Origin of the sequence: Streptomyces sp. SID5785, from assembly GCF_009870065.1 — a bacterium.
Taxonomy (GTDB): domain Bacteria; phylum Actinomycetota; class Actinomycetes; order Streptomycetales; family Streptomycetaceae; genus Streptomyces.
Genome location: NZ_WWIA01000931.1, coordinates 1 through 12410, shown reverse-complemented (window position 1 = coordinate 12410; position 12410 = coordinate 1). Strand labels below are relative to the sequence as shown.

Annotated in this window: 9 protein-coding genes and 2 pseudogenes; 3 read left to right on the top strand and 8 right to left on the bottom strand. The window is 73.7% G+C overall.

Annotated elements, in window-relative coordinates; genetic code table 11:
* The 3 genes and pseudogenes from GTW43_RS30485 to argH all read right to left on the bottom strand — a co-directional run.
* Positions 1-3325: pseudogene (locus GTW43_RS30485) on the bottom strand (hypothetical protein); the annotation flags it as partial.
* Positions 3322-4179, bottom strand: a complete 858-nt coding sequence (locus GTW43_RS30480) for a DUF4132 domain-containing protein (protein WP_161305218.1) — start codon at positions 4177-4179, stop codon at positions 3322-3324. The gene GTW43_RS30480 and the pseudogene GTW43_RS30485, both read right to left, overlap by 4 nt.
* Positions 4180-4297: 118 nt before the next feature.
* Positions 4298-5725, bottom strand: a complete 1428-nt coding sequence (argH, locus tag GTW43_RS30475) for an argininosuccinate lyase (RefSeq protein WP_161305217.1) — start codon at positions 5723-5725, stop codon at positions 4298-4300.
* 145 nt (positions 5726-5870) lie between these two features.
* On the opposite strand from argH, the gene GTW43_RS30470 reads away from it, so the two are divergent.
* The 3 genes from GTW43_RS30470 (at position 5871) to GTW43_RS30460 (ending at position 8335) form a co-directional block, all read left to right on the top strand.
* Complete coding sequence (locus GTW43_RS30470; protein ID WP_161305216.1) at positions 5871-6458, top strand: pyridoxamine 5'-phosphate oxidase family protein; 588 nt, start codon at positions 5871-5873, stop codon at positions 6456-6458.
* Between the two features lie 3 nt (positions 6459-6461).
* Complete coding sequence (locus tag GTW43_RS30465) at positions 6462-7214, top strand: L,D-transpeptidase family protein (protein ID WP_237536897.1); 753 nt, start codon at positions 6462-6464, stop codon at positions 7212-7214.
* Between the two features lie 125 nt (positions 7215-7339).
* Positions 7340-8335 (top strand): bile acid:sodium symporter family protein, encoded by a 996-nt coding sequence (locus GTW43_RS30460; RefSeq protein WP_161305215.1) that lies wholly within the window; start codon positions 7340-7342, stop codon positions 8333-8335.
* 17 nt (positions 8336-8352) lie between these two features.
* On the opposite strand, the gene GTW43_RS30455 is transcribed toward GTW43_RS30460, so the two are convergent.
* The 5 genes and pseudogenes from GTW43_RS30455 to GTW43_RS30435 all read right to left on the bottom strand — a co-directional run.
* A complete protein-coding gene (locus tag GTW43_RS30455) occupies positions 8353-8922 on the bottom strand; it encodes an arginine repressor (RefSeq protein ID WP_237536896.1) in 570 nt (189 codons plus the stop codon).
* Positions 8923-8938: 16 nt separating this feature from the next.
* Entirely contained in the window at positions 8939-10147 is a 1209-nt protein-coding gene (locus GTW43_RS30450; RefSeq protein WP_161305214.1) for an acetylornithine transaminase, read from the bottom strand.
* Complete coding sequence (gene argB, locus GTW43_RS30445) at positions 10144-11109, bottom strand: acetylglutamate kinase (RefSeq protein WP_161305213.1); 966 nt, start codon at positions 11107-11109, stop codon at positions 10144-10146. Before argB ends, GTW43_RS30450 begins: the two co-directional genes overlap by 4 nt.
* Positions 11106-12257 (bottom strand): bifunctional glutamate N-acetyltransferase/amino-acid acetyltransferase ArgJ, encoded by a 1152-nt coding sequence (gene argJ / locus GTW43_RS30440; protein WP_161305212.1) that lies wholly within the window; start codon positions 12255-12257, stop codon positions 11106-11108. Before argJ ends, argB begins: the two co-directional genes overlap by 4 nt.
* A pseudogene (locus GTW43_RS30435) lies at positions 12254-12410 on the bottom strand (N-acetyl-gamma-glutamyl-phosphate reductase); the annotation flags it as partial. The gene argJ and the pseudogene GTW43_RS30435, both read right to left, overlap by 4 nt.

Genomic DNA, 12410 nt, shown 5'->3' with positions numbered 1-12410 from the left:
GGGCGTCCCCGGCGGACGGTGCGGCGGCCCGGGCGGCGAGCACGGGCAGCTGTGCGAGGACGCTCGGCCAGCCGTCGCCCGCGGCGGGGACGGTGCCCTCGTCCCGGGTCCAGCCCTCGGCGAGGGGGCGGACGGCGGGGTGCGGTGCGGGGCCGGACGCCGGGGTACCGGCGAGGACGTCGTTGACCGCCCTGATCTGGCGCAGCACCTGGGGCCGGTCGCCGTTCCAGTACCCGCGGACGGAGCGGCCGACCGCGGCGCGGACGGCGGCGAGGAGCAGGGCGTCGCCGCCGTGCTCCGGGGTGAAGTCGGCGTACATCGGGGGCGTGGGGCGGGGTGCCTGCCCGGTGCTCTCCTCGGTCGGCGCGGGGTCGGTGAACTGCCGTGCGGAGTCCCGCAGTCCGACTGTGGCGGTGACGACGGAGACGATGCCGGCGCGCAGGGCGGGGTCGGTGACGCCGGGCAGGGCGTGGGCGACGGCGGCGTCGAGGGCGACCCGCAGCTCCAGGGCGTCCTGGGCCCGCTGCTCCTCGGAGCGCTCGCCGCGGGTGGCGGCGCGGTGCTCCGCCTGGACTCCGGCGACGGCGTCGGCGAGGGCGGCGGCCAGCTCGTCGGTGACGTCGCGCAGGGTCTTGGAGCCGGTCTCGTCGCGGGGGCGCAGGTGGTGCCAGAACGGCAGCGGCGGCACGAGCGGGGTGCCGGCCGCGAACCGGCCGCCCCGGGACGAGGTCTGCACGGTCGCCAGCGGCCCCGAGGCGGGGCCGGCGTCCTGCGCGTAGAGCGCCGGGAGGCTGCCCTGAAGTGCGAGCACGGGGGCGGCGCCGGGCAGGCGCAGGGCGCCGAGCGGCACGGCCTTCGCCGTGTGCGGCAGGCTGACCGTGCTGCCGTCGGGGGCGCCCGCGGTGACGGTGTCCTGGTCAGTGCGCACCCAGCGGCCGAGCACGGTGCCGTCCGTGCCGAGCGGGGTCCGCTCGAGGCCCGGCTGCACGGGCAGCACCTCGCAGTCGGCGAGGCGCAGGCTGCTGCCGTCCCGGACGGCCGAGGCGATCAGCGCGGGGAGCGAGGCGCGGCCGGCCGCTCCGGTCGTGGCGTCGTACTCGATCCAGGAGGAGCCGGCGCTCGTGGTGCGCATCCGCCAGTGGCCGATGCCGTCGCCGAGGATCCGGTGGCTCTCGGTGAGCCGGGTGTCTCCCGCGTGCAGCGGGCGCTGGCCCGTGGTGCGGCCGCCGCCGGGCAGCGGCAGGCCGGCGCCCGTCTCACGGTGACTCCAGAACACGCTGTACGGGGCGTCGAGGGCGAAGACGTCGCCGGGGCGCGAGGTCCAGTAGGCCCGCTCCTTCCCGTCCTCGCGCCACATGACGAGGAGGTCGCCGTCGACGTAGCGGAAGGCGGGGTCGGTCCAGCGGTCGGCCGTCTGCGGGACGCGCAGGTCGTGCTCGAGCAGGACCGCGTCGGGGCCCGCGACGACCGCCTTCGCGCGGTGGGCGACGATCAGCGCGGGCCAGGCCTCCTGCACCGTGAGGCCGCTTCGGCCCCCGCCCTGGGGTACGGGGCCGAGCCGACGCACGGCCTCTTCGAGCGCGGGCCAGCCGAGCTCGTCGAACAGGCCGGTGCGCAGGGTGCGGGCGAGGCCGCGGGTGAGGTCGTGGCGGCGGACGCGGTCCACGGCCGCGGCGTTGACCTCGCCCGCGACGGCACGGAAGTGGCGCAGGTGGGTGAGGGCGGACTCGGCGCCCGGCAGTCCCGCGGCGGCGGTGTAGGCGTCGGTCTGCTCGTCCAGCCAGCTGCTCAGGACGGGGCCGAGCACGGGGTGGCCGGCGAGCAGGGTCATGTGGTGGCGCTCGCTCCAGCGGCCGTGGCCGACGTCGGAGCGGAGCAGCGGCCCGTAGCGGGCGTCGGCGGCGACGGCCGCGAGGTCCCGGCGGCCCTCGGCGTCGGCGCGGCCCTCGATCCAGGCGCTCAGGCCCAGCTCCCGCCGGCGTCCGTGCGGGTGGACCCCGGGCTCGGGGGCCGGGTCGGTGACGGGTACGCCGAGGGTGAGGCAGAGGTCGAGCAGGTCGAGGTCGATGCGGTTCTGCCAGTGGGTGCCCGCGCGGTTGAGGTCGACGGGCCGGGCGTCGGCGACGAGCCGCGGGGCCATGCGCTCGACCAGCGCGTACGTGAGCGGGGTGCGGCGGCGGCTGTGGTACCCGCCCTGCAGGTGGGCGGCCCAGCGGGCCAGCCAGTCGCCCGCGGACGGCTCGGCGGCGGGTGCGGGGTCGGTGAGGAGCTGCTCGGCGCCGGACTCGGCGAGCAGGCCGAGCCACTGCTGCTCGGCGGCAGGGCCGCGGCCGAGGCCGGTGGGCACGAACTCCAGGAGGCGGGCCCGCACGTCGGGCCGCTCCTTCGCGAGGACGACGAGGGTCGACTCGTACGCCGTCCAGAAGGAGGAGGGGGCGCGCACCACGGCGGGTGAACCGAGCAGGTCGGCGAGGAGGGCGGTCTCCTCGGTGACGCGGTCGAGTCCGGCGGCCTTGATGAGCTTGCGCGCGTCCTGCGGGAGCGCCGCGTACGGGGGCAGGCCCGCGCCGCAGCGCTCGACGACCAGCTGCCGGTACTGCTGCCAGGCCTCGGTGGCGCTGAGCCGGGCGGTGAGGTCGCTGACGTGCTCCTTGAGCGCCTTGACGGTGAGGGCGCCGGCGAACGCGAACTCGAGGAAGACGGCGCGCCTGCGGGCCTCGTCGACGCTCAGGCTGTGCACGCGCTCGGCCTCGCGGGCCTTGCCGAAGAACTGGGCGGCGTACGTGGTGTTCTCGTGGCGCAGGAAGGCGCGGCCGGCCTCCTCGTAGAACGTCGGCAGGAAGTGCGGCACGGAGCGGCCGAGGCGCTCGCCGAGCTCCTCGAAGCCTTCCTTGGCGGCGCCCGCGCGGGACTTGGCCATGCGGGACAGCCGCTCGACGTCCTTGACGAGGGCCAGCGCGTGGTGCCCGTTGGCCGGGTCGTGGACGAGGGCCCAGGCGGGGAAGCCGAGGGTCTCTCGGCGCACCTGGCCGATGCCGTCGTGGACGGCGGTGCGGCTCAGACCCAGGAAGTCGAGGGCCAGGTCCTCGGCCTCGCCGAGCGTTTCGGGCACGAGCCGGACGACGGTGCGGTCCTCGAGCACCGGGTGCGCGTAACTGCGGACGGTCAGCTCGTCGGCGTCCTCGCCCGCGTGGCTGCCGGGGAGCAGGACGGCGCCCGCCTCCAGGAGCGCCCCGGTGTCCTGCGTCTGCTCGCCGTCCCGCATCTGTCCGTCCCCCGTCGTGCCGTGCCGTGTCTGTCCGTCGTCCGTCCGCTGTGTGCTCATGCCGCCTGCTCCTCGTCCTCGACGGCGCGGCCCGCGTACAGCGCGGCGGCCATGCGCATGCCTTCGGACCAGGCGACGGGGCCGACCTCGCCGAGGGTGAGCGTGCCGCCCTGGGCCGTGGTCCAGGTCAGCGGGCCCGTCTCGGTCTCCTCGTAGCCCTCGTAGTCGCCGACCCAGACGCGGGCCTCGACGCCGCGGCCGGCCTCCAGGACCGGCAGGACGGCCTGTCCGCCGCGGACGCGGTAGCCGAGCGAGGTGGCGCGGCCGACGAGGAAGCGCAGCTCCTTGAACCGGCCGCCCTCGTAGTCGTCGACCACGCGGGCGCCGGCGTCGCGGTCGGTGCCGCGCACGTACGTCTCGCGGAAGAGCTGCTGGACGCCCTGCTCGACGCCGAGCTCGACGGCGAACTCGCGCAGCTCGTCGAGGTCGTCGAGGAGGACGGGGTGCGGGATGCGGATCTGCTCGGGGGTGATGCGGACGGTGTCGCCGTCGAGGTCGACGAGGCCGATGCCGCGCTCGGGGTCGGCGTCGCGCAGGAATCCCGCGACGGCGCCGTCGGGTCCGGTGACCACGAGGTCGCGCAGGGCGGCGCGCCAGGCGGGGTCCGGCCAGACGCGGGCGAGGACGGCAGTGGGGACGGGCAGCGAGCGCGTCATCCAGGTCTCGGTCCGGTCGAGGCAGTCGCGCTCGTGGCGCTGGAGCCACTCGGTGAGCTGACGCAGACCGATCACGGCCGGCTCGTCCGCGATCTTGGGAGGCACCGACTTGAGCCTGCGCCCCTTCCCGTTGCGGCAGATGACCTTTCCGTCATCGTCCAGAGCGACCTCGTAGTCGCCCGCGGGCATCCACCCCATCACTGCCTCCCCGACAGCCGTGCTGATCAACTGCCCGAACTCTAAGCGGGCCCACTGACAACACGGCACGGCCCGGACCCCCGAGGGGTCCGGGCCGTGTGCACCGGCGGTGCCGGCGCTACTTCCCGGCGTCCGCCCAGGCCCGCTGGACCGTCAGATCCTGCTTGACCTCGGTGAGCTGGACGGCGACGGCGCTGGGCGCCGTGCCGCCACGGCCGGAGCGGGAGGCCAGCGCCCCCGGGACGTTGAGCACCGTGCGGACCTCGGGGGTGAGGTGCTCGGAGATCTTCGCGAACTGCTCGTCCGTGAGCTCGTCCAGCTCCTTACCCTCGGCCTCGGCGACCTTGACGCACTCGCCCGCGACCTCGTGGGCCACCCGGAACGGCACGCCCTGCTTGACGAGCCACTCGGCGATGTCGGTGGCGAGCGAGAAGCCGGCGGGGGCGAGCTCCTCCATCCGCTCCCTGTTGACCGTGAGGGTGGCCATCATGCCGGTGAACGCCGGGAGCAGGATCTCCAGTTGGTCGCAGGAGTCGAAGACCGGCTCCTTGTCCTCCTGGAGGTCGCGGTTGTACGCGAGGGGCAGCGCCTTGAGGGTGGCGAGCAGGCCCGTCAGATTGCCGATGAGGCGGCCGGACTTGCCGCGGGCCAGCTCGGCGATGTCGGGGTTCTTCTTCTGCGGCATGATCGAGGAGCCGGTGGAGAACGCGTCGTGGAGCGTGACGAAGGAGAACTCCTTCGTGTTCCAGATGATGATCTCCTCCGCGATGCGCGAGAGGTTCACCCCGATCATCGCCGTGATGAAGGCGAACTCGGCGACGAAGTCACGGGAGGCCGTGCCGTCGATCGAGTTCCCCGCGGAGCCGTGCTCGAAGCCGAGGTCCCGGGCGACCGCCTCCGGGTCCAGCCCGAGGGAGGAGCCGGCGAGCGCACCCGAGCCGTACGGCGACACGGCCGTGCGGGTGTCCCACTGGCGCAGCCGCTCGGCGTCCCGGGACAGCGACTGCACGTGCGCCAGGACGTGGTGCGCGAACAGGACGGGCTGGGCGTGCTGGAGGTGTGTGCGGCCGGGCATCGCGACGTCCGGGTGGGCCTCGGCGAGCCCGACGAGCGCCTCCTGGAGGTCGGCGACCAGACCGCCGACGATCCGGGCGTGGTCGCGCAGGTACATCCGGAAGAGCGTCGCCACCTGGTCGTTGCGCGAGCGGCCCGCGCGGAGCTTGCCGCCGAGGTCCGGGCCGAGGCGCTCGAGCAGGCCGCGCTCCAGGGCGGTGTGCACGTCCTCGTCGGCGATGGTGCCGACGAAGGAGCCGTCCGCGACGTCCGCCTCGAGCTGGTCGAGCCCCGCGATCATGCGGGTCAGCTCGTCCTCGGTGAGCAGACCGGCCGTGTGCAGCACGCGCGCGTGGGCGCGCGAGCCCGCGATGTCGTACGGGGCGAGACGCCAGTCGAAGTGGACGGACGCGGACAGTTTGGCCAGGGCCTCGGCGGGGCCGTCGGCGAACCGGCCGCCCCAGAGGCGGACATCGCCGGTGTTGCTGCTCACGTGCTCTGCTCCTCAAGCCGGGTGGCGTCGTACGGGCCCGGGTTCAAGCCGTACGGTCATGCATGAGTATGCAGCGCTCTGCATGATTCGTCAATCGTCCCCACGGGCGATCCCCCCGGCCGGTCCCGGGCCGCACAATGCCCGTATGGGAAAGACGTACGAACGCATCGACGGACGACTGCGCACCTTCATCGAGTCCCAGCCGGTCTTCTTCACCGCGACCGCGCCGCTCTCCGGCGACGGCACGGTCAATCTCTCACCCAAGGGCCTCACCGGCTCGTTCGCCGTGCTGGACGAGCGGACCGTCGCCTATCTGGACTTCGCGGGGTCGAACGCGGAGACGATCGCGCACCTGCGGGAGAACGGACGGATCACCCTCATGTGGTGCGCCTTCCAGGGCCCGCCGAACATCGTGCGTGTGCACGGCAGCGGCGAGGCCGTCTTCCGCGACGACCCCCGCTTCGGGGAGCTGCTCGGCCACTTCCCCGGCATCGACCCGTCCCTGCACGGCCTGCGTGCCGTGATCGTCGTGACCGCCGCCCTGATCCGCGACACGTGCGGCTACGGGGTGCCGTTCATGACGTACGACGAGGACCGCGACCTGCACGGCAGACGCTTCGCGCGCGAGGACGACTCGTCCCTGGACGCCTACTTCAGGAAGAAGGAGCACATAGAGAAGAGCCTGGACGGCCTACCGGGGCTGCCGCTCCCGCTCCCCCCGGCTACGTTCTGAGGCATGCGCCTCCCGTGCCGTCCCCCGCACCTCACCCGTCACGTCCGGGCGGCCCGCGCCTGCTGCGCCGCCCTCGTCGCCGCCTGCGCGGCGCTGGGCGCCGCCGCGCCCGGCACACCGCCCACCGCACCGCTGCCCTCCCGGATGGCGGACACCGGCGGCGGGCGACAGCTCGTCACCGCCGAGGCGCCCCGGGCCTCGTCGACCACCGGCACGGTCACCTGGTGGGACCGGCGGCCCGACGGGCGCTGGACGAAGGCCGGTTCGACCCCGGCCCGCTTCGGGGCGAACGGGCTGGTCGAGGGCGACCGGCGCGAGCAGGGCACCGACACGACGCCGACGGGCCTGTACGACCTGCCGTTCGCGTTCGGCACCGCCGCGGCGCCGGCGGGCACGGCGATGCCGTACCGGCCCGTGCGGGACACCTCCTGGTGGTGCCAGGACAACGACTCGCGGTCCTACAACCGCTGGAGGGACCCGCGCCCCGCGGACTGCCGGGCCGGCGAATCCGAGCACCTCGCCGACTACGGCACGCAGTACGCGCACGCGCTCGTCGTGGGGTTCAACTACCACCGTCCGGTGCGCGGGCGCGGCGCGGGCATCTTCCTGCATGTGAACGGGCGGGGTGCGACGGCCGGTTGCGTCTCGGTACCGCGGGACGCCATGCGGAGCATCCTGCGCTGGGTGCGCCCGGCCGCAGCCCCGCACCTCGCGATCGGCACCCGCTCCGGACCCACCGCCCTCACCCGCACCTGAGCGGGGACGCCGTGCGGGCCCCGGCGCGGGCCCGCACCGTCCGCACGGCACGCCTCATACGCATGTAGCGACCACATATCGAGACACGGTTGCGGGTGGCCTCGGCCGCGACGTTGCATCGCCGGGTGCAGAGCGATACCGAACTCACGTCCACCCCGTCCCCCGAGGCGAGCGGCGACGGCCCCGGCGCCACCGACCGCGCGGCCCGGCTCGCGGTCACCGTCTTCCCCGTACTCGTCCTCGTCGCGGGCGCCTGGGGCCTCGCCGCGCCCGGCACGTTCGACGGCTGGGGCACCAACGTGCCCTATCTGCTGGGCGTCGTCATGTTCTGCATGGGGCTCACGATGACGCTCGGCGACTTCAAGGGAGTCGCGCAGCGCCCCTGGGCCGTGGGCCTCGGGCTGGTCGCCCACTACGTGATCATGCCGGGCCTCGGCTGGCTGATCGCCCACGCGCTCGGCCTGTCCCCGCAGTTGGCCGCCGGTGTCATCCTCGTCGGCTGCGCGCCCAGCGGCACCGCGTCCAACGTCGTCACCTACCTCGCGCGCGGAGACGTCGCCCTCTCGGTGTCCGTGGCGACCGTGTCGACGGTCCTCGCGCCGCTGATCACACCGCCGCTGACGCTGCTGCTCGCGGGCGCCTACCTGCCCGTCGACGCCGGCTCGATGATGACCGACATCCTCAAGACCGTGCTGCTGCCGGTCATCGCCGGGCTCGTGGTGCGTCTCGTGCTCGGCCGGTACGTGGACCGGCTGCTGAAGGTGCTGCCGTGGCTGTCGGCGCTGACGGTCGCCGTCATCGTCGCCGTCGTGGTGGCGGGCAGCGCCGAGGCCATCAAGTCGGCGGCCGCGCTGGTGCTCCTCGCCGTGGTCCTGCACAACGGCCTCGGGCTGCTGCTCGGATACGGCGCCGGCAAGGCGGCACGGCTCGGTGCGCCCGCGTCCCGCGCGATGGCCTTCGAGGTCGGCATGCAGAACTCGGGGCTCGCCGCCTCGCTGGCCACCGCCCACTTCAGCCCGCTGGCCGCGCTGCCCGCCGCCGTGTTCTCCGTCTGGCACAACGTGTCGGGCGCGCTGGTGGCCGCCTGGATGTCCTACCGGGCGCGGCGCGCAACCGCCTGACGCCCGGCAGGTACCGGTCAGTGGTCGTTCTGGGCCAGGCGCAGCATGTGGTCGGCCAGCGCCTGGCCGCCCGCCGGGTCCCGGCTGATCAGCATCAGCGTGTCGTCGCCGGCGATGGTGCCGAGGATGACCTGGAGCTCCGCCTGGTCGATCGCCGACGCGAGGAACTGGGCGGCGCCGGGCGGCGTGCGCAGCACCACCAGGTTGGCCGAGGCCTCCGCCGAGATGAGGAGCTCACCGGCGAGGCGGCGCATCCGCTCCTCCTTGGCCGACTCGCCGAGCGGCGCCTGCGGGGTGCGGAAGCCGCCCTCGCTGGGCACCGCGTAGATCAGCTCGCCGCCGGTGTTGCGGATCTTGACCGCGCCCAGTTCGTCCAGGTCACGGGAGAGCGTGGCCTGGGTGACGGTGAGCCCGTCGTCGGAGAGGAGCTTGGCCAGCTGGCTCTGCGAGCGCACCGGCTGCCTGTTCAGGATGTCCACGATCCTGCGGTGGCGCGCCGTGCGCGTCTGCGGCACCTGCGGGCCGGCCACCCCGCCCAGGGCGAGGTTCTCGGCCGCGCGCAGGTCGTTCTCCGCCTTGCTGCTCATCGTCGTCGTCCCATCCTCAGGCTCCTGCTTCCCCGTCGTCCCCGTCACCCGCGGCCGTGTCCAGTACGGCGGGCAGCGCCGCGAGGAACGTGTCCGCCTCGGCGTCCGTCAGGTTCAGCGGGGGCATGAGCCGGACGACGTCGGGGGCGGGCGCGTTCACCAGAAGGCCCGCGTCCTGGGCCGCCTGCTGCACCTGGGGTGCGCGGGGCCCGGTGAGCACGATACCCAGCAGGAGTCCGCCGCCCCGGACGTGACCGACCAGCGGGTGCCGAAGGGCGTCGATTCCGGCCGTGAGGCGCTCGCCGACGCGCTTGACGTTCTCCAGGAGGCCCTCGCCCGCGATGGTGTCGAGGACGGCGAGGCCCGCGGCGCAGGCGACCGGGTTGCCGCCGAAGGTGGTGCCGTGCTGCCCGGGCCGCAGCAGCTCGGCCGCCTCGCCGAACGCGACGGTCGCGCCGAGCGGGAGTCCGCCGCCGAGGCCCTTGGCGAGCGTCACGACATCGGGCTCGACGCCCTCGTCGGCCTGGTACGCGAACCAGTGGCCGGTGCGGCCGACGCCGGTCTGCACCTCGTCGAGGACGAGGAGGGTGCCGGTGGCGCGGGTGATCTCGCGGGCCGCCCTGAGGTAGCCGGCGGGCGGGACGACCACGCCGTTCTCCCCCTGGATCGGCTCGATGATCACGAAGGCGGTCTCCTCGGTGACCGCGGCCCGCAGGGCGTCCACGTCCCCGTACGGGACGTGCGTGACGTCGCCGGGGAGCGGGGTGAAGCCGTCCTGCTTGCCGGGCTGGCCGGTCAGGGCGAGGGCGCCCATCGTGCGGCCGTGGAAGCCGCCGGTCGTGGCGACCATGTGCCGGCGGCCGGTGAGGCGGCCGATCTTGAACGCGCCCTCGTTGGCCTCGGCGCCCGAGTTGCAGAAGAACACCGCGCCCTCACGGCCGAACAGCTGGAGCAGCCGCTCGGCGAGCGCGACGGGCGGCTCGGCGACGAACAGGTTGGACACGTGCCCGAGGGACGCGATCTGGGCGGAGACCGCCTCGACGACCGCGGGGTGGGCGTGGCCCAGTGCGTTGACCGCGATGCCGCCGACGAAGTCCAGGTACTCGGTGCCGTCGGCGTCCCAGACCCGGGCGCCCGCGCCCTTGACCAGCGGCAGCCGGGGCGTGCCGTAGTTGTTCATCAGGGCGCCCTGCCAGCGCCTGGTCAGGTCCTCGTTGCCGCTCATCCGGCGTTCCCCTTCTCCGCATCGGCCACGACCATCGTGCCGATGCCCTCGTCGGTGAAGATCTCCAGCAGGATCGAGTGCTGGACGCGGCCGTCGATGACGCGGGCGGTGTGCACGCCGTTGCGCACGGCGTGCAGGCAGCCCTCCATCTTCGGCACCATGCCGCTCGCCAGCTCCGGGAGCAGCTTCTCGAGCTCGGTGGCGGTGAGCCGGCTGATGACCTCGTCGGAGTGCGGCCAGTCCTCGTAGAGGCCTTCGACGTCGGTCAGGACCATCAGCGTCTCGGCGTCCAGCGCAGCAGCGAGTGCCGCAGCCGCCGTATCAGCATTGACGTTGTAGACATGCGAGTCGTCCTGGGAACGGGCGATCGAGGACACGACCGGGATGCGGCCGTCGGCGAGCAGGGCCTCGATGGCGCCGGTGTCGATCTCGGTGATCTCGCCGACGCGGCCGATGTCGACCAGCTCGCCCTCGATGCGGGGCTGGTGCTTGGTGGCGGTGATGGTGTGCGCGTCCTCGCCGGTGAGGCCGACGGCGAGCGGGCCGTGCTGGTTGAGCAGGCCGACGAGTTCGCGCTGCACCTGGCCGGCGAGCACCATCCGCACGACGTCCATGGCGTCCTCGGTGGTGACGCGCAGGCCGGCCTTGAACTCGCTGACGATGCCGTGCCGGTCGAGCGCCTTGCTGATCTGCGGCCCGCCGCCGTGCACGACGACGGGCTTGAGCCCCGCGTGGTGCAGGAAGACGACGTCCTGGGCGAAGGCGGCCTTGAGCTCCTCGTCGATCATCGCGTTCCCGCCGAACTTGATGACGACGGTCTTGCCGTGGTGCCGGGTCAGCCAGGGCAGCGCCTCGATGAGCGTCTGCGCCTTGGGGAGCGCGGTGTGCTTGCGGGCGCTGGTCGGCTGCTTCGTGCCCTCGGAGACATCCGGGGTCTCTGCGGGCTTCGGGGTCTCGGTCATGACGAGTACGCGCTGTTCTCGTGGACGTAGTCGGCGGTCAGGTCGTTGGTCCAGATCGTCGCGGTCTCGGTGCCGGCCGCGAGGTCCGCGGTGACGACGACCTCGCGGAAGCGCATGTCGACCTGGTCCCGGTCCTCGCCCACGCCGCCGTTCTTGCACACCCAGACGCCGTTGATCGCGACGTTGAGCCGGTCGGGCTCGAACGCGGCGCCGGTGGTGCCGATGGCGGACAGGACACGGCCCCAGTTCGGGTCCTCGCCGTGGATGGCGCACTTGAGGAGGTTGTTGCGCGCGATGGAGCGGCCGACCTCGACTGCGTCGTCCTCGCTCGCCGCGTTGACCACCTCGACCTTGATGTCCTTGCTGGCGCCCTCGGCGTCGCCGATGAGCTGGCGGCCCAGGTCGTCGCACACGCTGCGGACGGCCTCGGCGAACGCAGCGTACTCCGGGGTGACCCCCGCCGCGCCGGAGGCGAGCAGCAGCACCGTGTCGTTGGTCGACATGCAGCCGTCGGAGTCGACCCGGTCGAAGGTGGTGCGGGTGGCGTCGCGCAGCGCCCGGTCGAGGAGCTCGCTGTCCAGGTCGGCGTCCGTGGTGAGGACGACGAGCATGGTGGCGAGGCCGGGGGCGAGCATGCCCGCGCCCTTGGCCATGCCGCCGACGGTCCACCCGTCGCCCTCGTGCACCGCCGTCTTGTGCACGGTGTCGGTGGTCTTGATGGCGATGGCGGCCTTCTCGCCGCCGTGGTCGGACAGCTGACCGGCGGCGGTCTCGACGCCCGGCAGCAGCTTGTCCATGGGGAGCAGGACGCCGATGAGGCCGGTGGAGGCGACGGCGACCTCGCCCGCGTTGAGCCCGAGGACCTCGGCGGCCTTCTCGGCGGTGGCGTGCGTGTCCTGGAAGCCCTTCGGTCCGGTACAGGCGTTGGCCCCGCCGGAGTTGAGGACGACGGCGGAGACGAGGCCGCCCTTGAGGACCTGCTCGGACCACAGGACGGGGGCGGCCTTGACGCGGTTGGAGGTGAAGACGCCCGCGGCCGCCAGGCGCGGGCCGCGGTTGACCACGAGGGCCAGGTCCGCGTTCCCGCTCTGCTTGATTCCGGCGGCGATGCCCGCGGCCTGGAATCCCTTGGCTGCCGTCACACTCACGGCGCGACTCCGATCGTCGAGAGCCCGGTGGTCTCGTCGAGACCCAGGGCGATGTTCATGGACTGGACGGCACCGCCTGCGGTGCCCTTGGTCAGGTTGTCGATGGCGCTGATGACGATGACGCGCCCCGCGGCCTCGTCGTGCGCCACCTGA